This window comes from Micromonospora sp. NPDC023633, assembly GCF_040640035.1.
In the GTDB taxonomy this organism is placed as follows: domain Bacteria; phylum Actinomycetota; class Actinomycetes; order Mycobacteriales; family Micromonosporaceae; genus Micromonospora.
Genome location: NZ_JBFABB010000008.1, coordinates 1 through 24133 on the forward strand (window position 1 = coordinate 1; position 24133 = coordinate 24133).

Annotated in this window: 21 protein-coding genes, 1 tRNA gene and 1 pseudogene; 15 read left to right on the top strand and 8 right to left on the bottom strand. The window is 72.0% G+C overall.

Features of this window, described 5'->3' with window-relative positions; all coding sequences use genetic code 11:
• Positions 1-213: pseudogene (locus AB0G13_RS04010) on the top strand (hypothetical protein); the annotation flags it as partial.
• 87 nt (positions 214-300) lie between these two features.
• Here the strand turns inward: AB0G13_RS04010 and AB0G13_RS04015 are convergent.
• Positions 301-1734, bottom strand: coding sequence for a pyridoxal-dependent decarboxylase (locus tag AB0G13_RS04015; RefSeq protein WP_357868540.1), 1434 nt, complete (start codon positions 1732-1734; stop codon positions 301-303).
• A gap of 334 nt (positions 1735-2068) precedes the next feature.
• Here AB0G13_RS04015 and AB0G13_RS04020 point away from each other — a divergent pair, with 334 nt between their 5' ends.
• Entirely contained in the window at positions 2069-4312 is a 2244-nt protein-coding gene (locus AB0G13_RS04020) for a cellulose binding domain-containing protein (RefSeq protein WP_357868543.1), read from the top strand.
• Between the two features lie 224 nt (positions 4313-4536).
• Here the strand turns inward: AB0G13_RS04020 and AB0G13_RS04025 are convergent, their stop codons facing one another.
• Positions 4537-5559: an LLM class flavin-dependent oxidoreductase gene (locus tag AB0G13_RS04025; protein ID WP_357868546.1), complete on the bottom strand. Its 1023-nt coding sequence runs from the start codon at positions 5557-5559 to the stop codon at positions 4537-4539.
• Positions 5560-5629: 70 nt separating this feature from the next.
• Positions 5630-6109 (bottom strand): Lrp/AsnC family transcriptional regulator, encoded by a 480-nt coding sequence (locus AB0G13_RS04030; protein ID WP_357868549.1) that lies wholly within the window; start codon positions 6107-6109, stop codon positions 5630-5632.
• 83 nt (positions 6110-6192) lie between these two features.
• Here AB0G13_RS04030 and AB0G13_RS04035 point away from each other — a divergent pair, with 83 nt between their 5' ends.
• Positions 6193-7371, top strand: a complete 1179-nt coding sequence (locus AB0G13_RS04035) for a PLP-dependent transferase (protein WP_357868553.1) — start codon at positions 6193-6195, stop codon at positions 7369-7371.
• A gap of 178 nt (positions 7372-7549) precedes the next feature.
• Here AB0G13_RS04035 and AB0G13_RS04040 read toward each other — a convergent pair whose 3' ends face one another.
• Positions 7550-7852, bottom strand: a complete 303-nt coding sequence (locus tag AB0G13_RS04040; RefSeq protein WP_357868556.1) for a hypothetical protein — start codon at positions 7850-7852, stop codon at positions 7550-7552.
• A 51-nt stretch (positions 7853-7903) separates the two neighbouring features.
• Positions 7904-7987: transfer RNA gene (locus AB0G13_RS04045), tRNA-Leu, on the bottom strand.
• A 95-nt stretch (positions 7988-8082) separates the two neighbouring features.
• On the opposite strand from AB0G13_RS04045, the gene AB0G13_RS04050 reads away from it, so the two are divergent.
• From AB0G13_RS04050 to polA, 11 genes are all read left to right on the top strand, one after another.
• Positions 8083-8703 (top strand): response regulator, encoded by a 621-nt coding sequence (locus AB0G13_RS04050; protein WP_357868559.1) that lies wholly within the window; start codon positions 8083-8085, stop codon positions 8701-8703.
• 70 nt (positions 8704-8773) lie between these two features.
• On the top strand, positions 8774-9940 hold the full coding sequence (locus tag AB0G13_RS04055; RefSeq protein WP_357868563.1) for a hypothetical protein: 1167 nt from the start codon (positions 8774-8776) through the stop codon (positions 9938-9940).
• A 260-nt stretch (positions 9941-10200) separates the two neighbouring features.
• Positions 10201-11361, top strand: coding sequence for a branched-chain amino acid ABC transporter substrate-binding protein (locus AB0G13_RS04060; RefSeq protein WP_357868565.1), 1161 nt, complete (start codon positions 10201-10203; stop codon positions 11359-11361).
• 107 nt (positions 11362-11468) lie between these two features.
• Complete coding sequence (locus tag AB0G13_RS04065; protein WP_357868568.1) at positions 11469-12419, top strand: branched-chain amino acid ABC transporter permease; 951 nt, start codon at positions 11469-11471, stop codon at positions 12417-12419.
• Positions 12416-13525 carry a branched-chain amino acid ABC transporter permease gene (locus AB0G13_RS04070; RefSeq protein ID WP_357868571.1) on the top strand — a complete coding sequence of 370 codons (1110 nt, stop codon included), beginning with the start codon at positions 12416-12418 and terminating at the stop codon, positions 13523-13525. The genes AB0G13_RS04065 and AB0G13_RS04070 overlap by 4 nt, the downstream gene beginning before the upstream one ends.
• A 46-nt stretch (positions 13526-13571) precedes the next feature.
• A complete protein-coding gene (locus tag AB0G13_RS04075; protein ID WP_357868769.1) occupies positions 13572-14363 on the top strand; it encodes an ABC transporter ATP-binding protein in 792 nt (263 codons plus the stop codon).
• A complete protein-coding gene (locus tag AB0G13_RS04080; RefSeq protein WP_357868574.1) occupies positions 14353-15063 on the top strand; it encodes an ABC transporter ATP-binding protein in 711 nt (236 codons plus the stop codon). The genes AB0G13_RS04075 and AB0G13_RS04080 overlap by 11 nt, the downstream gene beginning before the upstream one ends.
• A gap of 33 nt (positions 15064-15096) precedes the next feature.
• Positions 15097-16011: an ABC transporter substrate-binding protein gene (locus tag AB0G13_RS04085; protein WP_357868577.1), complete on the top strand. Its 915-nt coding sequence runs from the start codon at positions 15097-15099 to the stop codon at positions 16009-16011.
• A 2-nt stretch (positions 16012-16013) separates the two neighbouring features.
• Positions 16014-16994 carry an amino acid ABC transporter permease gene (locus AB0G13_RS04090; protein ID WP_357868580.1) on the top strand — a complete coding sequence of 327 codons (981 nt, stop codon included), beginning with the start codon at positions 16014-16016 and terminating at the stop codon, positions 16992-16994.
• Positions 16991-17800, top strand: a complete 810-nt coding sequence (locus AB0G13_RS04095; RefSeq protein ID WP_357868583.1) for an amino acid ABC transporter ATP-binding protein — start codon at positions 16991-16993, stop codon at positions 17798-17800. Before AB0G13_RS04090 ends, AB0G13_RS04095 begins: the two co-directional genes overlap by 4 nt.
• An 86-nt stretch (positions 17801-17886) precedes the next feature.
• Positions 17887-20586 carry a DNA polymerase I gene (gene polA, locus AB0G13_RS04100; RefSeq protein WP_357868586.1) on the top strand — a complete coding sequence of 900 codons (2700 nt, stop codon included), beginning with the start codon at positions 17887-17889 and terminating at the stop codon, positions 20584-20586.
• Between the two features lie 99 nt (positions 20587-20685).
• Here polA and AB0G13_RS04105 read toward each other — a convergent pair whose 3' ends face one another.
• The 3 genes from AB0G13_RS04105 to AB0G13_RS04115 all read right to left on the bottom strand — a co-directional run bounded on the left by AB0G13_RS04105 (position 20686) and on the right by AB0G13_RS04115 (position 22201).
• On the bottom strand, positions 20686-21114 hold the full coding sequence (locus AB0G13_RS04105; RefSeq protein ID WP_357868589.1) for a DUF3140 domain-containing protein: 429 nt from the start codon (positions 21112-21114) through the stop codon (positions 20686-20688).
• On the bottom strand, positions 21101-21322 hold the full coding sequence (locus AB0G13_RS04110; RefSeq protein WP_357868591.1) for a DUF2945 domain-containing protein: 222 nt from the start codon (positions 21320-21322) through the stop codon (positions 21101-21103). The genes AB0G13_RS04105 and AB0G13_RS04110 overlap by 14 nt, the downstream gene beginning before the upstream one ends.
• Positions 21323-21394: 72 nt before the next feature.
• Entirely contained in the window at positions 21395-22201 is an 807-nt protein-coding gene (locus tag AB0G13_RS04115) for a class I SAM-dependent methyltransferase (RefSeq protein ID WP_357868595.1), read from the bottom strand.
• Between the two features lie 297 nt (positions 22202-22498).
• Between AB0G13_RS04115 and rpsA the strand changes: the two genes are divergently transcribed.
• Positions 22499-24094, top strand: coding sequence for a 30S ribosomal protein S1 (rpsA, locus tag AB0G13_RS04120; protein ID WP_088999324.1), 1596 nt, complete (start codon positions 22499-22501; stop codon positions 24092-24094).
• The last annotated feature ends 39 nt before the right edge of the window (positions 24095-24133 follow it).

Below are 24133 nucleotides of genomic sequence, written 5' to 3' on the forward strand. Positions count from 1 at the left end.
GGCGGTCACGGGGCTGGCGCCGTAGCCGAGGTCCCCGCCCTCGCGGCCGGCGCCCCGACCCCAGCGGCCGTCGCCTCGCCGGCGACCACCGCGGCCACCGACCGCTTCCCGACCGCGACGGCCGCGCCGACGGTGGCGCCACTGCGGACGCCGGACCACCTGGTCGCCTCCGAGCCGGCAACCACCGCCGGCCCTTCGCGGAGATCTTGGTAGGAAAGTGCCCGTAGGGGCCGTTTCTGACCAAGATCTCTCGGCGCGGGCCCGCGTGGGCCGGCGTGGGTGGCCCGGTGGGTCGGGGTCTCAGCGGGGGAGGAGGGCGGTCGCAGCGTCGGCGAGGAGGGTCCACGCCTCGTCGACGTGGGCCTCGGTGGTCTGCGGGGAGCCGACGGCCAGGCGCAGCGTGTACCGGCCGTTCACCCGGGTGTGCGTCAGATGCACCCGGGAAGTGGCGTTCACCCGGGCCAGCAGCTCCGCGTTGACCTCGTCGTCCGCCGCCAGCCGGAAGCACACCAGCGAGTACGGGTGCGCCCCCACCAGCGCGAACCGGTCGTCGGCGCGGACCCGGTCGGCGAACCGGGCGGCGAGCGTCACGCCGGAGCGGATGTGCGCCCGCAGCCCCTCGGCGCCGTACCAGCGCAGCACGAACCAGAGCTTCAACGCCCGGAACCGGCGGCCCAGCGGCACCTGCCAGTCCCGGTAGTCGATCACCGCGCCGGACTCGCTGGCGGCGTTGCGCAGGTACTCCGGCAGCACGCTCAGCGCCTCGATCAGCTCGGCCGTGTCGGCCACCCAGAACGCGTCGCAGTCGAAGCCGGTGAGCAGCCACTTGTGCGGGTCGAAGCAGTACGAGTCGGCGTACTCCAGGCCGGCGTGCCCGAACCGCAGCTCCGGGCAGACCGCCGCCGCTCCCGCGTACGCGGCGTCGACGTGCAGGAAGACCCCGTACTCGGCGCAGATCGCGCCGATCTCCGGCAGCGGGTCGATCGCGGTCGTGGAGGTGGTGCCGACGGTGGCCACCACGATCGCCGGGACGACGCCGGCGGCCACGTCCGCCTCGATCGCCGCGCGCAGCGCCGCCGGGGACATCGCCTGCGTCTCCGGGTCGACCTCGACCGGCCGTACGCCGTCGGCGCCCAGCCCGGCGATCCGCGCGGCCTTCTCGATGGACGAGTGGCCCTGGGTCGAGGCGTAGGCGCGGTAGCGGCGGTCGACGCCGACCTCGCGCCACCGGCCGCCGCCGGCCCGGTGCAGCGCGACCAGGGTCGCCACCAGCGTCGCCGAGGACGCCGAGTCCTGGATCACCCCGCCGCCGCCGGAGCCGGAGCGGAACCGCTTCGGCAGGTCCAGCAGGTCGGCGAGCCAGTTCAGCAGCACCGTCTCCAGTTCGGTGCACGCCGGCCCGGTCGCCCAGAGCATCCCCTGCACGCCCAGCCCGGCGCTGACCAGGTCGCCCAGCACGCTGGGCCCGGACGTGTTGGCCGGGAAGTAGCCGAAGAAGCCGGGGTGCTGCCAGTGGGTCAGCCCCGGTGTGATCAGGGTGTCCAGGTCGGCGAGGACGGCCTCCACCGGCTCGCCGTGCTCCGGCGGGCCGGCCGGCAGCCTGGCGGCCACCGCCCCGGGCGGGTCCTGCGAGGTCACCGGGCGCTGCTCCAGCGTCGCCCAGTAGTCGGCGATCCAGTCCACCACGGCGTGCCCGGCGCGGCGGAACTCGTCCGGGGTCATGTGCTCAGCCACGCCCTGAGTCGATCAAGAATCCTGGCCGGGGGCAAGGGAAGCGCCGGGCACCCCGGCGCGGGGGAGGCCGGCAGGGAGGGTCGGGACCCGGGAGGGAAGAGCGGATTGTCCGCAGAAAGCGCTTGCCCTAGCATCACAGGTGCGCGGAGCCACCCCTCGACGCCGCCCCGCCGGAGCACCGACGCCGCAGTGCCGGCGCCGGATCGGCGGTGTCGACACCGACGCCGGATCGCGGCGTCGGACCACCGCCGCCAGCGCGGCGCGTACCTCCGCCGGCCCGGGCAGGCCGGCGGTGACGGTCGCCGCGCGCCCGACCTCTCCGGAGGACACCCCCATGCCCCGCACCCACCGCCGCCTCGCGCTGCTCGCCGCGGCCGCCGCGGCCGCACTCGTCGCCGGTACGCTCGCGACCCTCACCGCCGCGGCGGCCGCCGCCGGCTGCCGCGTCGACCACCGGATCACCAGCCAGTGGCCCGGCGGCTTCGGCGCCGACGTCACCGTCACCAACCTGGGTGACCCGGTGAACGGCTGGACCCTCACCTGGTCGCACAGCGCCGGCCAGCAGGTCACCCAGGCGTGGAACGCCGTCGTCAGCCAGTCCGGCGCCCAGGTGACCGCCCGCAACGTCGAGCACAACGCGGTGATCGCCACCGGCGCCAGCGCCGCCTTCGGCTTCACCGGCTCGTGGGACGGGAGCAACCCGTCGCCGACCAGCTTCGCCCTCAACGGGACGGCCTGCACCGGCGGCCCGACCACCCCGCCGCCGACCACCCCGCCGCCCAGCACCCCGCCGCCCACCACGCCGCCGCCGGCCGGCGCGGTGCAGATGGAGGATCTCGACCGGGGGTTGATCAGCGTCCGTTCCGGCACCGGCAACCTGGTCTCCTGGCGGCTGCTCGGCACCGAGACCACCGGGGTGGCCTTCAACCTCTACCGCGGCGCGACCAGGGTCAACGGCAGCCCGATCACCGGGGCCACCAACTACCTCGACAGCGGCGCGGCGGCGGACGCGACCTACACCGTGCGCGCCGTGGTCGGCGGCACGGAACAGGCCGCCTCCGCAGCCGCGCTCCAGTTCCCCGCCGGCCATCTCGACGTGCCGTTGCAGGTGCCGCCGGGCGCGAGCACGCCGAACGGCGAGAGCTACACGTACTCCGCCAACGACGCCTCCGTCGGCGACCTCGACGGCGACGGCGACTACGAGTTCGTGGTCAAGTGGGAGCCCTCCAACGCCAAGGACAACTCCCAGTCCGGCTACACCGGCAACGTGTACGTCGACGCGTACACCCTCACCGGCACCCGGCTGTGGCGCGTCGACCTGGGCCGCAACATCCGCGCCGGGGCCCACTACACCCAGTTCCAGGTGTACGACTACGACGGCGACGGCCGCGCCGAGGTGGCCATGAAGACCGCCGACGGCACCCGCTCCGGCACCGGCCAGGTGATCGGCTCCGCCACCGCCGACCACCGCAACTCCAGCGGGTACGTCCTCGCCGGCCCCGAGTACCTGACCATGTTCGACGGCCGCACCGGCGCGGTCCTCTCCACCGTGAACTACGACCCGCCGCGCGGCACGGTCTCCTCCTGGGGCGACAGCTACGGCAACCGGGTCGACCGCTTCCTCGCCGCCACCGCCTACCTCGACGGGCAGCGCCCCTCACTGGTGATGGCCCGCGGCTACTACACCCGGGCGGTCGTGGCGGCCTGGGACTTCCGCGACGGCACCCTGCGCAAGCGGTGGACCTTCGACTCGAACGCCTCGGGCAACGGCGCCGCCTTCGGTCAGGGCAACCACAACCTCTCCGTCGCCGACGTCGACGCGGACGGGCGTCAGGAGATCGTGTACGGATCGGCCACCATCGACGACGACGGCCGCCTGATGTACGCCACCGGGTTCGGCCACGGCGACGCCCTGCACGTCGGCGACCTCGTCCCCGGCCGCGCCGGCCTGGAGGTCTTCACGATCCACGAGTCCGGCAACCAGCCGGCGGCCGACCTGCACGACGCCCGCACCGGCCAGGTCGTCTGGCAGCGGCCGAACAACGGGGGAGCCGAGGGCCCCGGCCGGGGCGTCGCCGCCGACGTCCACGCCGGCAGCCCCGGCGCCGAGTTCTGGGGCGCCGGCACCCACATGGGCGACCTCTACAGCGCGACCGGAGCCGTCGTCGGGCGCAGGCCGTCCTCGGCGAACTTCCTCGTCTGGTGGGACGGCGACCCCGTCCGGGAGCTGCTCGACGGCACCCGGATCGACAAGTACGGCACCGGCGGCGACACCCGACTGCTCACCGCGAGCGGCGTGGCGACGAACAACGGCACCAAGTCCACGCCGGCGCTCTCCGCCGACCTGTTCGGCGACTGGCGGGAGGAGGTCGTCTGGCGCACCAGCGACAGCCGCGCCCTGCGGATCCACAGCACGCCCACGCCCACCGGCACCCGGATCCACACGCTCATGCACGACCCGCAGTACCGGGTCGCGGTCGCCTGGCAGAACACCGCCTACAACCAGCCCCCGCACCCGGGCTTCTTCCTCGGCGACCAGATGGCCGCCCCGCCCACGCCCGACATCCACCTCCGCTGACCCGGTGCCCGGCCGGCGGCGCCTCGTGGCGCTCCGTCGGCCGGCGGCCGGTCGCGGGGTGGAGCAGGCACCGGGCCCCAGCCGCGGAATCCGCACAGCTGTGGCCCGGTGCCCCACACCGCGGCATCCCCGACCCGTCCCGACCGGGAATGCCGTACCACCACCGAGGACAAACCTAGGCGGGCCACGCGTCGCCCCGGTGACGCCGACGTGAAGATCGTGTTTCAGCCCTCGCGGCGCAGGCCACCGGCCACCTGCTCGGCGATCAGCTCGTACGAGCGCACCCGGTCGGCCACGTCGTAGACCAGCGTGGTCAGCATCAGCTCGTCCGCGCCGGTGCGCGCCAGCAGCTCGCCGAGCTGCCGCCGTACGGTCTGCGGGGAGCCCGTCGCCTGTCCCTCCCGGCGCTGCCGGACGAACTCGCGCTCGGCCTCCGTGTACGGGTACGCCGCCGCCTCGTCCGGCGTGGACAGGGGCTCCGGCCGACCCGAGCGCAACCGCAGGAACGACAGCGCCGCCGGCCCCGCCAGCCACTCCGCCCGCTCGTCGGTGTCCGCGCAGACCGCGTTGACGGCCACCATCGCGTACGGCTCGGCCAGCCACCTCGACGGCCGGAAGTTCTGCCGGTACAGCGCCAGCGCGGGCACCGTGTTCTGCGCGCTGAAGTGGTGCGCGAAGGAGAACGGCAGGCCCAGCAGCCCGGCCAGCTGGGCGCTGAACCCGCTGGAGCCGAGCAGCCAGACGGCCGGCTGCTCGCCGAGGCCGGGGGTGGCCGTGATCTGCCCCGGCCGCTCGCCGCTGAAGTAGTTCATCAGGTCCGCCAGCTCCCGGGGGAAGCCCTCCGCCGACAGCCCCTCCATCGTCCGGCGCAGCGCCAGCGCGGTCACCTGGTCGGTGCCCGGGGCGCGGCCGATGCCCAGGTCGATGCGGCCCGGGTGCAGCGCCTCCAGCGTGCCGAACTGCTCGGCCACCACCAGCGGCGCGTGGTTGGGCAGCATCACCCCGCCCGAGCCCAGCCGGATCGTCGACGTGTGCGCCGCCAGGTGCGCCAGCAGCACCGCCGGGGCGGAACTCGCGATCGCCGGCATGTTGTGGTGCTCGGCCACCCAGAACCGGCGGTACCCGAGTTCCTCCGTGCGCCGGGCCAGCTCGGTGGTGTGCCGCAGCGCCGCGCCGGCGGTGGCGCCGGCCGCGACGGGGGCAAGATCGAGAACAGACAGCGGTACGTTGATCACACGGTTGGCCAACCCCGCCCACCTCGGGTTTGTTCCCCGCAGCAACCAGGCTCACGGTGCCCGCCGCGCCCGCCGCCGGCGCTCAGCCCATGCCGCGCGCCTGCTCGAAGATCAGGCTCGTCTGGGTGTGCAGCACCGCCGGGTCCACGGCCAGGTGGTCCAGCACGAAGTCCCGCAGCGCGTCCGCCGAGGCCGCGCGAACGTGCAGCACGTAGTCCTCCGCGCCCGCCACGTGGAACACCGCCACCACCCCCGGCAGCCGCACCGACCGGGCCCGGAACGCGTCCACCGCCGCCCGCTCGTGCGCGGTCAACCGCACCGACACCAGCGCCTGCAACGGCAGCCCGACCGCCGCCGGATCCACCTCCGCGTGGAACCCGCGGATCGCCCCGCACTCCCGCAGGGCACGGGTGCGGGTCAGGCACGTGGAGGGGGCCACCCCGACCCGCTCGGCGAGGGCGTTGTTCGGCAGCCGGCCGTCGGCGGCCAGCTCCGACAGGATCGCCCGGTCGGTGTCGTCCAGGTCGGCGAACCGCCGCACATCATTCGTCGCAAGGGGCATGGAGACATCATCCATCGAATCCTCCCGCCCTTCCAAGGGCAATTACCGAATCATGTTCGGAACTATTGCCTCCAGTTGGCGCTATGTTCGATCCTTCCGGCATGACGACCGTGGACACCAGAGCCGTGCACGCCGGCCGCGACGACCTCGCCGCCCTCGGCGTCCACGTGCCGCCCATCGACTTCTCCACCACCAACCCGCTGCCGTCGGTCGACGCCGGCGGCGACGCGTACGAGGCCCTTGCCACCGGAGGCACCCTGCCCGCCGGCGGCAGCGCCGTCTACCAGCGCCTGTGGAACCCCACCGTGGCCCGCTTCGAGACCGCCCTCGCCGACCTCGAAGGCACCACCGACGCCGTCGCCTTCGCCAGCGGCATGGCCGCCCTCACCGCCACCCTGCTCGCCGCCACCCGGGACGGGAAGCGGCACCTCGTCGCCGTCCGCCCCCTCTACGGGGGCACCGACCACGTGCTCGCCACCGGCCTGCTCGGCACCACCGTCACCTGGGCCCGCCCCGACGAGGTCGCCGCCGCCGTCCGCCCCGACACCGCCCTGGTGATCGTCGAGACCCCGGCCAACCCCACCCTCGACCTGGTCGACATCGCCGCCCTCGACCGGGCCGCCGGCGACGTGCCCCTGCTCGTCGACAACACCGTCGCCACCCCCGTGCTCCAGCAACCCACCCGGCACGGCGCCGCGCTCGTGCTGCACAGCGCCACCAAGAGCATCGGCGGACACGGCGACGTCCTCGCCGGCGTGGTCGCCTGCGACGGCGACTGGGCCGCCCGGCTGCGCCAGGTCCGCGCGCTCACCGGCGCGGTCCTGCATCCCCTCGGCGCGTACCTGCTGCACCGCGGCCTGCAGACCCTGCCCGTGCGGGTCCGCGCCCAGCAGGCCGGCGCCGAGAAGCTCGCCGCCTGGCTCGCCAGCCACCCCGCTGTCGCGCGGGCGCACCACCCGTCGCTGCACGACCCCGCCGGGCTCGTCGGACGGCAGATGAGCGGCCCCGGCAGCCTCCTCGCCTTCGAGGTACGCGGCGGCGCGCCCGCCGCGGCGGCCGTCGCGAACGCCTGCCGGCTGATCACCCACGCGGTGTCGCTGGGCGGCGTGGACACCCTCATCCAGCACCCGGCCTCCCTGACCCACCGGCCCGTCGAGGGGGAGGCCAGGCCCTGCGGGGGTCTGCTGCGCATCTCCGTCGGCCTGGAGGACGCGGAGGACCTGCGCGCGGACCTGGCCCAGGCCCTCGCCGAACTCGGCTGACCCGAACCGACGTCGTCGGCCCGCGCCGCTGCCGCCTGGTGGCCCGGAGGCGGCGCGGCTGCACGACCTGTCGTCGCGCCGGGAAGTGTCGTGGCGCCCGGGCGGAACACCAGGGGTGCCAACGAGCCCGGGTGACACCCGTGGCGTTCCACCCGTGGGAGCCGCCCGGGCGACATGGTCAGGGCTTCGGGCCGACGTGGCGGTCGAGGGCGGCGACGGCCTCCCGGCGGGCCACGGAGAGGGAGTTGCGGCGGTTCATCCGCCAGGCGACGCCGAGCAGGTCCAACGCCCAGAGGCCACGCAGGAAGTCGCCGGGGTGCGCGGTGACGATCTCCCGCTGCCAGTCGGTGAGGACGATCGGTGCCGACCAGGACCGGCTCGGGCCGGTCGACGCACCAGTGCCACACGGTGCTGTAGGGCAGGGACATGGCTCGGGCGACTGACCGAGTGTTGTTGCCAAGGGCGCGAAGTGCTCGGGCACGCATCTCAGGTGGGTGCACCCGGAAATTACCGAACAGATGTATGACAGAAGTGCCGGGAGCGGGACTTGAACCCGCACGCCCTCTCGGGCAGATGCTTTTGAGGCATCCGAGTCTGCCGATTCCTCCATCCCGGCTTAACCCCTGCGCGGGGTCCGGCCCACTGTACCCGACTAGGCTCATGCGGGAGCATGGGTGGTAGCCGTGCCGGGAACGATGGTGGGAGTGGCCCGTGGCCGAGACGCAGACGGACGTCGAGCGCAGGCGCGTTCTGATCGCCGAGGACGAGGCGCTCATCCGGCTGGACCTCGCCGAGATGCTCGTCGAGGAGGGGTACGAGGTCGTCGGGGAGGCCGGTGACGGGGAGACCGCCGTCCGGCTCGCCGAGGAGCTCAAGCCGGACCTGGTCATCCTCGACATCAAGATGCCGATCATGGACGGGCTGGCCGCCGCCGAGCGGATCGCGGGTGCCCGGATCGCCCCGGTGATCATCCTGACCGCGTTCAGCCAGCGCGACCTGGTGGAGCGGGCCCGGGCGGCCGGCGCGATGGCGTACCTGGTGAAGCCCTTCCAGAAGAGCGACCTGGTGCCGGCGGTGGAGATCGCCCTGTCGCGCTACTCGGAGGTCGCCGCACTGGAGGCGGAGGTCGCGGGGCTGACCGACCGGCTGGAGATCCGCAAGACGGTCGAGCGCGCCAAGGGCGCGCTGATGACGACCTACGGGATGACCGAGCCGCAGGCGTTCAAGTGGATCCAGCGCACGGCGATGGACCACCGGATGACCATGAAGGAGGTCGCCGAGCGGATCCTCGCCGAGACCGCCGGCGGCGAGGTCGCCCAGCCCGCCTCCTGACGGGCCGCGACACGCCGGAGAGGGCTCCGGGGGCTCCTCGCGGGAGCAGTTGATCGATAGCATCTGATCCATGTGGACCCGGCGGCTGGTGGCGGTGCTCGGTGTCCTCGCGGTGCTGCCGGCGGGCTGCGACCGGGCCCCGGCGGAGCCCGCCGACGAGCCCCTGCGCCCGCAGTGGCAGCCGCTGACCCTCACGGCGCCGCCGGGCGTTCCCGGCCGGCCGCTGCTGCGCGACGCCGTGGCCTGCGCCGGCCGGTGGTACGTGGTCGGCGGCGTGGCCGACGCGGCGGGGGAGACCCGGCCGGCGGCCTGGAGCAGCACCGACGGCGTGTCGTGGACGGCGCTGCGGCTGTCGTCGTCGAGCCACTACGGCCGCCAGCACGTGCTCTACGCGGCCGCGTGCCGGGACGGTCGGCTGGCGGCGCTCGGCGCGAAGAACGGCGGCGCGCACGGCAACCCGCGCACGGGCACCTGGTCGCAGTCGCCGGGCGGGGAGCTGCGGGAGGCGTCGGCGCCCTTCGAGCTCTACGCCGGCCCGCGTGCGGTGAGCGTGGCGCGGCTGGCGGCGGGCCCGGCCGGCTGGCTGATCGCGGGGGCGCGGGTCGACGGGGCGGCGGTCTGGACGTCGCCGGACGGCGAGCGGTTCACGATCCGGGAGGGTGCGCCGGAACTCGCCGGTGACGGGCGTGGCCGGACGGTCGCGTACGACGCGGTGGCCGTGTCGTCGGGGTGGTGGGTGGTGGGGGCGGTGCTGCCGCCCGGCGCGACGGCGCAGGCGCCCCTGGCCTGGAGTTCGGCCGACGGGCGGGCCTGGCGGCGGGTGGCGCTGCCGGTGCCGGACGGCCGCGGCCAGGCCCAGCGGGTGGCGTCGGTCGACGGTGCGGTGGTGACGGTCGGCCCGGTGCGCGACGGGTTCGGGGCCTGGCGGCTGACGGGCGGCGAGTGGCGTCGGGTCGGCGGCTTCGGCGCGGCCGGTCCCGGGGTGTCCTCGGTCGGCGCCCTGGTGCCGGCCGGGCGGGAACTGGTCGCGGTGACGGGGGACGGCAGGGGTCGCGGACTGTGGCTCTCCGTCGATGCGGGGGACTCGTGGCGGGCGGTGGCCATGCCGGCCGCGGTGCCGGATGGTGGGAACACCGCCGTGGCGGTGGCCTCGCAGAGTGATCGACTGTTGTTGGTGGCCGACGACGGGGCGGCGTCCCGTGCCTGGTCACTCGGGTTGCCGACCATCGATCGGTAGGGGGTCGACGAGGTTCGACCCGTTACCGAAGAAACGAAGGCGAATGGCCTTCACGGCAGACGGTTCTTACAGCGATCGTTTCGAATCCGCCACGCCGTGTAACGGTTCGGTCAACCCCCTCCCCTGGGGCTTTCATCACAGCTGAAAGGTGGGATAGCGTCCGGCCCCAGACCGGCGACGACGGTCTGGTTCGTCCGCCCCCGCAAGGGCCAATCGGCAGCGGGTGGTTCGGACCATGGGACGGAGGAGGGGTTCGGGCCTTGAGGCAGAAGCTCGCGCGCGTTATCGGTGGGGTCGCCATGCTGGCGCTCGTCGCCGGCGGCACCGCATGCTCCAGCGGTAGCGACGACACGGCGTCCGGTGGCGACGCCTGTGGCAACAAGATCGCGTTCTTCGGCGCGCTGACCGGCAGCTCGGCGGCGCTCGGCATCAACGAGAACAACGGCGTCAAGCTGGCCGTCGACAAGTACAACAAGGAGAACGCCGACTGCAAGGTCGAGCTGGTTCCCCTGGACTCGCAGGGCAGCCCGGACCAGGCGCCGCAGCTGGCCCAGAAGGCCATCGACGACGAGAAGATCCTCGGCATCATCGGCCCGGCCTACTCCGGTGAGTCGGAGGCCGCTGGCCCGCTCTTCAGCGAGGCCGGTCTGGTGACCATCACCCCCTCCGCGACCCGCCCGAGCCTGGCGGAGCAGGGCTGGAAGACCTTCTTCCGCGCGGTCGGCAACGACTTCAGCCAGGGCCCGGCGGCCGGCAACTACATCAAGAACGTGCTGAAGGCCGACAAGGTCTACGTCATCGACGACCAGTCCGCGTACGGCGCCGGCCTGGCCGACGAGGTCAAGAAGCTGCTTGGCCCGGCGGTCGTCGGCTCGGACAAGGTCCAGGGCGAGGGCAAGCAGGTCGAGTTCTCCGCCGTGGTCACCAAGGTCAAGGCCGCCAACGTTAAGGCGATCTTCTACGGCGGCTACTACCAGGAGGCCGGCCTGATCCGCAAGCAGCTCACCGCTGCCGGGGTCACCGCTCCGCTGATCGCCGGCGACGGCGTGAACGACGCCGCGTACATCACCTCCGCGGGTGCGGCGGCGGCCGAGGGCACCATCCTCACCTGCCCGTGCCAGCCGGCCGCCGAGGCGCGCGGCACCTTCGTCCAGGAGTACAAGGCGCTCAACGGCACCGACCCGGGCACCTACAGCGACACGGCCTACGACGCGGCGAACATCCTGCTCGCCGGCATCAAGGCGGGCAAGACCACCCGTGCGGGCCTGCTGGAGTTCGTGAAGGGCTACAGCGGCGAGGGCGTCGCGGCGAGCTACAAGTTCGTCGAGGGCGGCGAGCTCGACCCGGCGCAGGTGAAGGTCTGGGCCTTCAAGGTCGTCGGCGGCAAGGTCGTCCCGGACCAGGAGATCCCGAAGTCCTGACGCCGGTCGCTGCTACAGCGATTGATCGGTGATCGCGGGTGCGGCCGGGAGCTCGCTCCCGGCCGCACCCCATTTTTCTCTCCAGACCCTGATGGAGTGTCCCTTCATTGAACTTCGACGACCTGTTCTCCAACTTCGGGACATACACGACGACCGGCCTGACGCAGGGTGCGATCTACGCCCTGGTCGCGCTCGGCTACACGCTGGTCTACGGCGTGCTGAGACTGATCAACTTCGCCCATTCCGAGGTCTTCATCGCCGGCGCGTTCGCGGCGATCTGGACCTGGAACGGCTTCGGGCTCGACCAGAACTCGCAGGTGAGCGGGATCGGGTCGATCCTGTTCTACCTGCTGGTGGCCATGATCGTCGCGGCGATCGCCTCGGCGGGCACCGCGACGGTCATCGAGCGGGTCGCGTACCGGCCGCTGCGTAAGCGCAACGCGCCGCCGCTGGCCTTCCTCATCACCGCGATCGGCGCGTCCATCGCCATCTCGGAGGCGTTCGGCATCTGGACCCGGCGCCGCCCCGAGGGCGCCCCGATCCTGGTCAGCCAGGACCCGCTGTTCCACGTCTTCGGCGTGCCGATCGACGCGGTACAGCTGCTCACCCTCGGCGCCGCGTTGGCGATGATGATCGCGCTGGACCTGTTCATCAACCGCAGCCGGGTCGGTCGCGGCATCCGGGCGGTGGCCCAGGACGCCAACACCGCCGCGCTGATGGGCGTGAACAAGGACCGGATCATCCTGATGGTCTTCATCGCCGGTGGCGCGATGGCCGGCGTCGCCGGCCTGCTCTACGACGTACGGATCCAGACCCTCACCTACAGCGTCGGCTTCCTGCTCGGCCTCAAGGCGTTCACCGCCGCGGTGCTCGGCGGCATCGGCAACCTGCGCGGCGCGCTGCTCGGCGGCCTGCTGCTGGGCGTGGTGGAGAACTACGCCTCCGGCCTCTTCGGCAGCGAGTGGAAGGACTTCGCCGCGTTCGCGCTGCTGGTGGTGCTGCTGATGTTCCGGCCGACCGGTCTGCTGGGTGAGTCGCTGGGGAGGGCGCGGGCATGACGACCGTCTTGGAAAAGGTGCGCACCGGCCGCGAGGCGGCCGGCGAACGGTGGCGCGGCGCGCCGCGCTGGGTGCGCTGGGCGCTGCTGGCCGCGGTGATCGTGTTCTTCTACGCGCTGCCGAACAAGGAGTTCTACCAGTACCTCGGGCCGATCCCGACCCCCGGTGCGAACTTCACCCAGGTGATGTTCACCGTCTCGATCTACGTGCTGCTGGCCGTCGGTCTGAACATCGTGGTCGGCTTCGCCGGCCTGCTCGACCTCGGCTACTTCGGCTTCTTCGCCGTCGGCGCGTACACCGTGGCGGTGTTGACCTCGCCGAGCAGCGACATCAAGACGCTGTGGCCGTGGCTGCTGGCGGTGCCGGTGGCGATCGCCCTGACGATGCTCTCCGGCGTGATGCTCGGTACGCCGACCCTGCGGCTGCGCGGCGACTACCTGGCGCTGGTGACGCTCGGCTTCGCCGAGATGATCCGCATCGGGGCGGTCAGCTCGGAGTTCCTCAAGGGCCAGCGGGGCTTCAACCAGATCCCGCACCCCCCGGGCCAGTACGCCGACGGCAAGCCGGTCTTCGGCGTGCTCGACGCCCGGCCGTACTACTGGCTGGTGCTCACGGTGATCATCCTGGTGGTGATCGGGGTGCGGAACCTGACCCACAGCCGGGTCGGGCGGGCCTGGATCTCCATCCGCGAGGACGAGGACGCCGCGCAGCTCATGGGCGTGCCGACGTTCAAGTTCAAGCTCTGGGCGTTCGCCGCGGGCGCCGCGATCGCCGGCCTGGCCGGCGCGTTGTTCGCGGGTAAGCAGAACTTCGTCAACTCGCAGAACTTCGAGCTGCTGAACTCGATCATCATCCTGGCCGCGGTCATCTTCGGTGGCTCCGGCAACATCGTCGGCGCGATCGTCGGCGGTGGCCTGGTGGCGTACATGATCGAGCGGTTCCGCGGCATCGAGCTGTTCGGCGTCGAGCTGTACGAGTACCGGTTCCTGTTCTTCGGCCTGGTGCTGGTGGTCATGATGATCTTCCGGCCGGAGGGTCTGATCCCCAACCGACGACGTGCGGCGGAGTTCAAGGATCGCCGCAAGGAGGTGACCGTCGGTGAGTGACACCGAGCAGACGCCGGCCGTCCCGGCGCAGGCCGGCGCGCCGGCCGTGGAGGCGGTTTCCACCCGGGAGCCGCTGCTGGAGGTCGACAAGGTCACGCTGCGCTTTGGCGGCGTGGTCGCGTTGAACGAGGTGGACTTCACCCTCTACAAGGGCGAGATCCTCGGTCTGATCGGCCCGAACGGCGCCGGCAAGACCACCTGCTTCAACGCCATGACCGGCATCTACCAGCCCACCGAGGGGCAGATCCGGTTCCGCGGCCAGCGGATCAGCGGCAAGAAGCGGCACCAGATCACCAAGATGGGCATGGCGCGGACGTTCCAGAACATCCGCCTCTTCCCGGAGATGACCGCGCTGGAGAACGTCCTGGTCGGTGCCGACGCGCACCACAAGACCAGCGTCATCTCCGCGCTGTTCCGCCTGCCGCGGTACTGGAAGGAGGAGCGCGCGGGCCGGGAGAAGGCCGAGCGCCTGCTGGAGTTCGTCGGCATCCGCAAGCGGATGCACGAGTTCGCCCGCAACCTCTCCTACGGCGAGCAGCGGCGGCTGGAGATCGCCCGCGCGCTGGCCACCGACCCGGTGCTGCTCTGCCTGGACGAGCCGGCCGCCGGCTTCAACCCGGCGGAGAAGGAGGAACTGCTCCAGCTCATCCGGCAGATCCGGGACACCGGCGTGACCGTGCTGCTCATCGAGCACGACATGCGCCTGGTCATGGGGGTCACCGACCGGATCGTGGTGCTGGAGTTCGGAAAGAAGATCGCCGAGGGGCTGCCCGCCGAGGTGCGGGAGAACCCGAAGGTGATCGCGGCGTACCTGGGGGTGCCGGACGATGCTGCTTGAGATCGACGATGTGAGCCTGCTCTACGGGCGGATCCAGGCGCTGCACGGCATCAGCCTGACGGTGGACGAGGGCGAGATCGTCGCCCTGATCGGCGCCAACGGCGCCGGCAAGTCGACCACGATGCGGGCGATCTCCGGGATCCGGCCGGTCGCCAGCGGCAGCATCCGGTTCGACGGTGAGGACATCACCAAGCTCCGGGCGGACCTGCGGGTCCGGCGGGGGCTGTGCCAGGCCCCCGAGGGCCGCGGGATCTTCCCCGGCATGACGGTGCTGGAGAACCTGGACATGGGCGCGTACACCCGGCGCGACCGGGCCGGCATCGCCCAGGACCTCGACCGGGTGCTGGGGCTCTTCCCCCGCCTGGCCGAGCGGCGCAAGCAGCACGGCGGCACCCTCTCCGGCGGCGAGCAGCAGATGCTGGCCGTCGGGCGGGCGCTGATGAGCCGGCCGAAGCTGCTGCTGCTCGACGAGCCCTCCATGGGCCTGGCGCCGATGCTGATCCAGCAGATCTTCGACATCATCGTCGAGATCAACCAACAGGGCACCACCGTCCTGCTCGTCGAGCAGAACGCCCAGCAGGCGCTGGCCCGGGCCCACCGGGCGTACGTGCTGGAGACCGGCCGGATCGTCAAGAGCGGCACCGGCGCCGAGCTGCTGCACGACCCGGCGGTCAAAGAGGCATACCTCGGCGTGGCCTGACCGGCCGTCACCCCTCATCGCAAGGAGTACCCCATGTTCCTCATCAGTGGTGGCCGCCGGGCCGTTCTCGGCGTCACCGGCGCCGCGCTGCTGGCCATCTCGCTGGCTGGCTGCGGCGAGAAGGAAAGCAGCACCGAGCAGCCCGGCGCCGGCCCCACCGTCACCGCCGCCGCCGACTCGGCGCTGGCCGCGAAGGTGCCCGACGCCGTCAAGGCCGACGGCGTGCTCAAGGTCGGCACCGACTCGACGTACGCCCCGGCGGAGTTCCTCGACGCCGACGGCAAGACGGTCGTCGGCTTCGACATCGAGCTGTTCAACGCCGTCGCGCAGAAGCTCGGCCTCAAGGCCGAGTACGAGTCGGCCCCGTTCGACTCGATCCTGCCCGGCGTGGACTCGGGCAAGTACGAGGTCGGCGTCTCCTCGTTCACCATCAACGCCGAGCGGATGAAGACCGTCAACATGGTCAGCTACTTCTCCGCCGGCACCCAGTGGGCGACCAAGGCCGGCAACCCGGCCAAGGTCGACAGCGAGAACGCCTGCGGCAAGAAGATCGCCGTGCAGGTCGGCACCGTGCAGCTCGACGACATCACCGCCCGGTCGAAGAAGTGCACCGACGCCGGCAAGCCGGCGATCACGATCGACCAGTACCAGGCGCAGAGCGACGCCACCGCCGCGGTGGTCAGCGGCAAGGACGACGCCATGCTGGCGGACTCCCCGGTCGGCGCGTACGCGGTGAAGCAGAGCAACGGCCAGCTCCAGCTGCTCGGCGACATCTACGAGTCGGCCCCGTACGGCTACGCGGTGAAGAAGGACCAGGCCGCGTTCGCCGAGGTGCTGAAGGAGGCCGTCGCGGCGGTCATCGCCGACGGCACGTACGAGACCGCGCTGAAGAAGTGGGGCGTCGAGGGCGGCGCCATCACGACCCCGGCGCTGAACCCGACCAGCTGACCATGCCGGTCGAGACTGACACACCCGAACGGGCACGGCCGGAACCCATCCAGGCCGTGCCCGTGCGGCATCCCGGGCGGTGGGTCGCCGTCGCCGTGATCGGGGTGCTGGTGGCCATGTTCGTCCACCTGCTGGTGACGAACAAGGCGTTCAACTGGTCGTTCATGGTCGACGAGATGTTCCGGCCGCCGATCATCGAGGGGGTGCGCGGAAGCATCGCGCTGCTCCTGACCTCCATGCTGATCGGCATCGGGCTCGGCGTCGTCCTCGCCATCATGCGGCTGTCGGAGAACCCGATCCTGCGCGGCGTCGCCTGGGCGTACACCTGGTTCTTCCGGGCGGTGCCCCGGCTGGTGCTGGCGATCCTCTTCGGCAACCTCGGCATCCTGTGGGCGCGGATCGAGTTCGGGCTGCCCTTCGACCGGCAGATCGGCGCCCTGTTCGGGGTCGACGACTTCGAGGCGCGGCTGTTCGGCTTCTCCGCGGTGGAGATCCTGACCGGCTTCGTCGCCGGCATGCTGGCGCTGGGCCTGTCCGAGGCCGCCTACATGGCGGAGATCGTCCGGGCCGGCATCCAGTCGGTGGACGAGGGGCAGACCGAGGCCGCCCAGGCGCTGGGCATGCGGCGCGGGCAGATCCTGCGCCGCATCGTGCTGCCGCAGGCCATGCGGGTGATCGTCCCGCCGACCGGCAACGAGACCATCGCGATGCTCAAGGACACCTCGCTGGTGGCCTTCGTGCCGGTCTCCACCGAGCTGTTCTTCCAGCTCAGGGCCGTCGGTAGCCGGACCTTCCAGGTCTTCCCGATGCTGGTCGCGGCGACCATCTGGTATCTGCTGCTGACCAGCGTGCTGCTGGTCGGGCAGTACTACCTGGAGCGGCACTTCTCCAAGGGCGTCGGGCGCACCGGGCGGGCGAAGACCAAGCTGCGGGGCCTCGCGGCGGAGAGCGGCGGCACGACGGGGAAGGTGGACGGCGCATGACCGGGCTGACGGTGCCGGCGCAGGCCGGCGGGCCGGCGGTGGAGTCCGGGCCGATGGTCCGGGCCGAGCAGGTGCACAAGTCGTTCGGGTCGATCGAGGTGCTCAAGGGCATCGACCTGGAGGTCCGCAGCGGCGAGGTGTGCTGCCTGCTGGGCCCCTCCGGCTCCGGCAAGTCGACGTTCCTGCGCTGCATCAACCACCTGGAGAAGATCAACGCCGGTCGGATCTGGGTGGACGGCGACCTGATCGGCTACCGCGAGCGCGGCGGGAAGCTGCACGAGATGCGGGAGTCCGAGGTCGCCGCCCAGCGCCGGGCGATCGGCATGGTGTTCCAGCGGTTCAACCTCTTTCCGCACATGACCGCCCTGCAGAACGTCGCCGAGGCGCCGGTGCTGCTGGGCCGGGAGAAGAAGGCCGCCGCCCGGGACCGGGCCGCCGCGCTGCTGGAACGGGTGGGGCTGGGCGACAAGCTCGGCAACTACCCGGGCCAGCTCTCCGGCGGCCAGCAGCAGCGGGTGGCGATCGCCCGGGCGCTGGCGATGCGGCCGAAGCTGATGCTCTTCGACGAGCCCACCAGCGCGCTCGACCCGGAGCTGGTCGGCGAGGTGCTCGACGTGATGAAGGACCTGGCGCGCGACGGCATGACGATGATCGTGGTCACTCACGAGATCGGCTTCGCCCGCGAGGTCGGCGACTCGCTGGTCTTCATGGACGGCGGCGTCGTGGTCGAGTCCGGCGTGCCCCGCGAGGTGATCGCCAACCCCCGGCACGAGCGGACGAAGGCGTTCCTGGCCAAGGTGCTCTGAGCGGTACGCCGGCGCGGCCAACCGGGCCGCGCCGGCGGCCGTGCCGGTGTCCCGGAGTGTCGGAGCGGGCGGCTAGAGTCGCTGCCGTGACAGCTACGACGCCGCGCCTGCTCCTCGTCGACGGACATTCCCTGGCATACCGGGCCTTCTTCGCCCTGCCGGTGGAAAACTTCTCCACCACGACGGGGCAGCCGACCAACGCCGTCTACGGCTTCACGTCCATGCTGATCAACGTGCTGCGCGACGAGCAGCCCACGCACATCGTCGTCACCTTCGACGTCTCCCGCCGCTCCTTCCGCACCGAGAAGTACGCGGAGTACAAGGCCGGCCGCAGCGAGACCCCGACCGACTTCAAGGGCCAGGTCAGCCTGGTCAAGGAGGTCCTCGCGGCGCTGCGCATCCCGGTGGTGGAGAAGGAGGGCTACGAGGCCGACGACATCATCGCCACCCTCGCCTGCCAGGCCCGCGACCAGGGCATGTCGGTGCTGATCAGCACGGGCGACCGGGACGCCTTCCAGCTCGTCGGCGACCGGATCACCGTGCTCTACCCGCGCAAGGGCGTCTCCGACCTGGCCCGGATGGACCCGGCGGCGATCGAGGCGAAGTACGGCGTGGCCCCGGAGCGCTACCGCGACCTGGCCGCCCTGGTGGGCGAGACCAGCGACAACCTGCCCGGCGTCCCGGGCGTCGGCCCGAAGACCGCCGCGAAGTGGATCAATCTGTACGGCGGGGTCGACGGGGTCGTCGCGCGGGCCGACGAGATCAAGGGCAAGGCCGGCGACAGCCTGCGCGAGCGGCTCGCCGACGTGATCCGCAACTACGAGATCAACTGTCTCGTCTCCGACCTGGAGCTGCCGCTGCGCCCCGAGGACGCGCGCTGGGAGGGCTGGGACCGCGAGGCCGTCCACCAGGTCTTCGACACCCTCGAGTTCCGCATCCTGCGCGACCGGCTCTACCAGTACCTGGAGGCGGTGGAGCCGGAGGCCGAGTCCGGGTTCGACCTGACCGGCGAGGTGCTCACCGCGCCCGGGTCGCTCGCCGGCTGGCTGGAGACGCACGCGCCGGCCGGCACCCCGGTGGGCGTGGCGGCGAAGCTCGACACGGGCCCCAGCCGCCGGCACACCGCCTCCGTCACCGGGATGGCGCTGGCCACCGCCGGCGGCGCGGCGGCCTGGTTCGACCCCGCCACGCTGGAGCCGGCCGACGAGGCGGCCCTGGCGGCCTGGCTGGCCGACACCGGGCGGCCCAAGGTGCTGCACGACAGCAAGCCGGCGGTGCTGGCGTTCGCCGCGCACGGCTGGAGCCTGGAGGGCATCCTCCGCGACACCCAGATCGCCGCCTACCTGGCCCGCCCCGACCAGCGCTCCTACGACCTGACCGACCTGGCCCTGCGCTACCTGCACCGCGAGCTGCGGGTCGACGCGCCGGAGACCGGCCAGCTCACCCTGGAGGGGCTCGGCAACGACGGCGAGGCGGAGCAGAACCTCATGCTCCAGGCCCGCGCCACCCTCGACCTGGCCGACGCGATCGACGCCGAGCTGTCCCGCGACGGCGAGCAGTCGGCGCGGCTGATGGCCGGGGTGGAGCTGCCGCTGATGCGGGTGCTCGCGGCCATGGAACGCACCGGCATCGCCGCCGACACGCACTACCTCTCCGAGCTGGAGACGCACTTCGCGGCCGAGGTGAAGGCCGCCGCCCAGGGGGCGTACGAGGCGGTCGGCCGGGAGTTCAACCTCGGCTCGCCGAAGCAGTTGCAGGAGATCCTCTTCGGCGAGCTGGGCCTGCCCAAGACCAAGAAGATCAAGACCGGCTACACCACCGACGCCGACGCCCTCCAGTGGCTCTACGCGCAGAACCCGCACCCGGTGCTGGCCCACCTGCTGCGCCACCGGGACGTGGCGAAGCTCAAGACGACCGTCGACGGGCTGCTCAAGTCGGTCTCCGACGACGGCCGCATCCACACCACCTTCAACCAGACGGTGGCCGCCACCGGCCGGCTCTCCTCGACCGAGCCCAACCTGCAGAACATCCCGATCCGCACGGAGGAGGGGCGCCGGATCCGCCGCGCCTTCGTGGTGGGGGAGGGCTACGAGTGCCTGCTCACCGCCGACTACAGCCAGATCGAGATGCGGATCATGGCGCACCTGTCGTCGGACGACGCGCTCATCGACGCGTTCAACTCCGGCGCCGACTTCCACGCCGCCACCGCCTCGTCGGTCTTCGGGGTGCCGGTCGACGAGGTCACCGCCGACCAGCGGCGCAAGATCAAGGCGATGAACTACGGCCTGGCGTACGGGCTGAGCGCGTTCGGCCTCTCCCAGCAGCTCGGGATCACCGCCGAGGAGGCGCGCGGGCTGATGGAGAACTACTTCGCCGGGTTCGGCGGGGTGCGCGACTACCTCCAGGAGGTCGTCGCCCGCGCCCGGCACGACGGCTACACCTCCACCATCCTGGGCCGCCGCCGCTACCTGCCCGACCTGGTCAGCGACAACCGGCAGCGTCGGGAGATGGCCGAGCGGATGGCGCTCAACGCCCCCATCCAGGGCTCGGCGGCCGACATCATCAAGGTCGCCATGCTGCACGTCGACACCGCGCTGCGCGAGGCGGGCCTGCGCTCCCGGATGCTGCTCCAGGTGCACGACGAGCTGGTCTTCGAGGTCGCCCCGGGCGAGCGGGAGACCCTGGAGGCGCTGGTGCGGCGGGAGATGGGCGCGGCGCACCCGCTCTCGGTGCCGCTGGAGGTCTCGGTCGGCGAGGGGCGCGACTGGAACAGCGCCGACCACTGACCGGCACCGTCCCACCCCGGCGGCGATGATCGGCCCCCACTTCGCTGATGGTGAGAGTCCGAGTCCCGGGACACCTCACCAGCACGTTCGAAGCAGCGGTCAGCGTCCCGGTCCCCGGCGGGCCTTCGGAGGTTCGCCGTGCCGTTCCAGGGCCTTCCGGGACGGGCCGCCGGGCGGCGGAAGCGGGGCCTTGACGGGATCGTGACCCCAGTTCATCAGGGAGTACCGCCACCGGGTCTGGCGCACGTCGCCGCTGGGCCGCTGCGCCATGTGCCGCCGGACGTACCCGACGACCTTGCGCATGTGCCGGTAGTCGGCCTCGGAGAGCTGGTCGCGCTTGCGGCGCAGCAAGCCGATGATCCTGCGGCCGGACTCGTGCCCCACCGACTCGCCGCCCTTGGTGCCCTTCCGCCAGCCGACATGCTTCGACTCGTCGGTCTCCAGCCACGTCGACAGCTCGGCCGGCTTCATGTTCACCGCCTCGGTGAACTCCCGGTAGGTGTCCCGGTCCTCATCACCCCTGCTCATGGCGCAGCACCTCCGGCCGGTGCGCGACGTCGCGCCCGGAGTCGTCGTTGCGGATCCGGTACTGGGGCTCGTCCGGGGACGCGTTCACGGTGTGCCCGCGGACGTGCGTCCGTTCGGTGATCTTCTCCTTGACCACGCCGTACGCCCGGCCGCTGTGGCTGGCCCAGGAGACGTGGTCGCCTCTGCGGAACTCGCTCTGCTCGGCCATGCGACGCGGGTACCCGGCGTCGATGCCCGGAAACGACGGCCCGGTCGGGGCCGTCGCTCCGGATGCGGCGGGTCAGCCGGCGGGCTTCTCGGCGACGAAGATGGCGGTGCCGGGGAAGAGGCGGCCGCGCAGCGGGCTCCACTGCCCCCAGACGCCCTCGTGTCCCTCGGGCCACTCCGGCTCCACCAGGTCGACCAGGCGGAACCCGGCACCCACGATCTCGCGGACCCGGTCGCCGAGCGTGCGGTGCTGCTCGACGTAGGTGGCGTCGCCGGCCTCGTCCTGCTCCACGTAGGGGGAGCGGTCGAAGTACGAGTGCACCGCCGTCAGCCCGCCCTCGCCGGGGTCGTCGAGGAAGATCCACCGCATCGGGTGGGTCACCGAGAACACCCACCGGCCGCCGGGACGCAGCACCCGGAACACCTCGCGCATGACCGCCGCCGAGTCGGCCACGAACGGGACCGCCCCGAAGGCCGTGCAGGCCGTGTCGAACGCGGCGTCGGCGAAGGGCAGCGCCAGGGCGTCGGCCTGCACCAGCGGCACGCGTACGCCGGTGCGCGCGGCCGCCAGCGCGGCGTGCCGCAGCATGCCGGCGGACAGGTCCAGGGCGACCGGCCGGGCACCCCGGGTGGCGAGCCACCGCGCGGCGGCGGCGGCCCCGCAGCCGAGCTCCAGCACCCGCCGCCCGGCCAGCTCACCCAGCAGCCGTACGTCGGCCTCGCGCACGCCCTCGGGGCACCAGACGAAGTCCAGGTCGCCGAGGAAGCGGCCGTGCTCGGCCTGGTAGTCGTCGGCGTCGGCGTCCCACCAGCGGCGGTTCGCCCGGCGGGCCTCGGCGTCGCCGACCCGGCGCCGGGTCACCCGGCTGTCGTCATCCACCCGCTCACGCTAGTCCCGGCGGCGCCGGGGGCCGGCCGACCCCCGCAGCGCGTGGCGCGGCGTCCGGCGTTACCGTTCACGGGTGATGCCCCTGTGACGGACGCGACACGTGCGACGCCTTCCTCCCGATATCTCCGCTTTCGCAGCTGACGAGGCGGCGAGAGGACGGGAGGCCTTGCACGCTGTGGTAATGCAGCGGGTAGGCTAGACGATGCGCTCGCGGATCGTGTGCCTCGGCAGGGAGCAGGTGCGCGGTCTCCGGGACCACTGGCGGAGCCACATCCATGATCTCACGCGATGATCTTTCGGTGTGCCCGGCGACGGATCCGCTGGCGCGAACAGGTCACCGCGACACACCAGCCTGCTGTGACACACCATCCGACCGGAGCAACCGCCCACATGACGAGCAGCATCGAGGCCCCCTCGAGCGCCACCCGGGTCACCCACGACGATCTCGGTTCCGAGGAGGCTTTCCTCGCCGCGATCGACGAGACCATCAAGTACTTCAACGACGGCGACATTGTCGAAGGCACCGTCGTCAAGGTCGATCGGGACGAGGTCCTGCTCGACATCGGCTACAAGACCGAGGGTGTCATCCCCTCTCGGGAGTTGTCGATCAAGCACGACGTGGACCCGGCCGAGGTCGTTTCGGTTGGTGACCACATCGAGGCCCTGGTCCTCCAGAAGGAGGACAAGGAGGGTCGTCTGATCCTCTCCAAGAAGCGGGCGCAGTACGAGCGGGCCTGGGGCACCATCGAGAAGATCAAGGACGAGGACGGCGTCGTCCGCGGCTCGGTCATCGAGGTGGTCAAGGGTGGCCTCATCCTCGACATCGGGCTGCGTGGCTTCCTGCCCGCCTCCCTGGTCGAGATGCGTCGGGTGCGTGACCTGCAGCCGTACGTCGGCCGTGAGCTCGAGGCCAAGATCATCGAGCTGGACAAGAACCGCAACAACGTGGTCCTGTCCCGCCGGGCCTGGCTGGAGCAGACGCAGTCCGAGGTGCGCACCGAGTTCCTCAACAAGCTGCAGAAGGGCCAGGTCCGCAAGGGCGTCGTGTCCTCGATCGTCAACTTCGGCGCGTTCGTCGACCTGGGCGGCGTGGACGGCCTGGTGCACGTCTCCGAGCTGTCCTGGAAGCACATCGACCACCCGTCCGAGGTCGTCGAGGTGGGCCAGGAGGTCGAGGTCGAGGTCCTGGACGTCGACCTGGACCGCGAGCGGGTCTCGCTGTCGCTGAAGGCGACGCAGGAGGACCCGTGGCGTCAGTTCGCCCGCACCCACGCGATCCAGCAGATCGTGCCGGGTAAGGTCACCAAGCTGGTGCCGTTCGGCGCCTTCGTCCGGGTGGACGACGGCATCGAGGGCCTGGTCCACATCTCCGAGCTGGCCGAGCGCCACGTGGAGATCCCGGAGCAGGTCGTCCAGGTCGGCTCCGAGGTCATGGTCAAGGTCATCGACATCGACCTGGAGCGCCGCCGGATCTCGCTGTCGCTCAAGCAGGCCAACGAGGGCTTCGTCGAGGGCGAGGAGCACTTCGACCCGACCCTCTACGGCATGGCCGCGACCTACGACGCCGAGGGCAACTACATCTACCCGGAGGGCTTCGACCCGGAGACGGGCGAGTGGCTCGAGGGGTACGACAAGCAGCGCGAGACCTGGGAGAACCAGTACGCCGAGGCGCGTCAGCGCTGGGAGGCCCACACCAAGCAGGTGCAGACCTCCCGGGCCGCCGACGCCGAGGCCGCTGCCAACCCGGCTCCGGCCGTCACCGGTGGTGGCACCACCACCTCGACGAGCGCGGCCCCGAGCCGCCAGGCCGAGGAGCCGGCCGGCACCCTGGCCACCGACGAGGCGCTCGCCGCTCTGCGGGAGAAGCTCGCCGGCGGCAAGTGACCCGCTGAACGACGACGGGCCCCGTCCCCGCGATCGCGA

Coding starts and splice junctions, on each gene's coding strand:
- AB0G13_RS04020 (WP_357868543.1), top strand. CDS start 2,069: ATGCCCCGCACCCACCGCCGCCTCGCGCTGCTCGCCGCGGCCGCCGCG.
- AB0G13_RS04030 (WP_357868549.1), bottom strand. CDS start 6,109: ATGCCCCTTGCGACGAATGATGTGCGGCGGTTCGCCGACCTGGACGAC.
- AB0G13_RS04035 (WP_357868553.1), top strand. CDS start 6,193: ATGTTCGATCCTTCCGGCATGACGACCGTGGACACCAGAGCCGTGCAC.
- AB0G13_RS04055 (WP_357868563.1), top strand. CDS start 8,774: ATGTGGACCCGGCGGCTGGTGGCGGTGCTCGGTGTCCTCGCGGTGCTG.
- AB0G13_RS04070 (WP_357868571.1), top strand. CDS start 12,416: ATGACGACCGTCTTGGAAAAGGTGCGCACCGGCCGCGAGGCGGCCGGC.
- AB0G13_RS04080 (WP_357868574.1), top strand. CDS start 14,353: ATGCTGCTTGAGATCGACGATGTGAGCCTGCTCTACGGGCGGATCCAG.
- AB0G13_RS04085 (WP_357868577.1), top strand. CDS start 15,097: ATGTTCCTCATCAGTGGTGGCCGCCGGGCCGTTCTCGGCGTCACCGGC.
- AB0G13_RS04090 (WP_357868580.1), top strand. CDS start 16,014: ATGCCGGTCGAGACTGACACACCCGAACGGGCACGGCCGGAACCCATC.
- AB0G13_RS04095 (WP_357868583.1), top strand. CDS start 16,991: ATGACCGGGCTGACGGTGCCGGCGCAGGCCGGCGGGCCGGCGGTGGAG.
- AB0G13_RS04105 (WP_357868589.1), bottom strand. CDS start 21,114: ATGAGCAGGGGTGATGAGGACCGGGACACCTACCGGGAGTTCACCGAG.
- AB0G13_RS04110 (WP_357868591.1), bottom strand. CDS start 21,322: ATGGCCGAGCAGAGCGAGTTCCGCAGAGGCGACCACGTCTCCTGGGCC.
- rpsA (WP_088999324.1), top strand. CDS start 22,499: ATGATCTTTCGGTGTGCCCGGCGACGGATCCGCTGGCGCGAACAGGTC.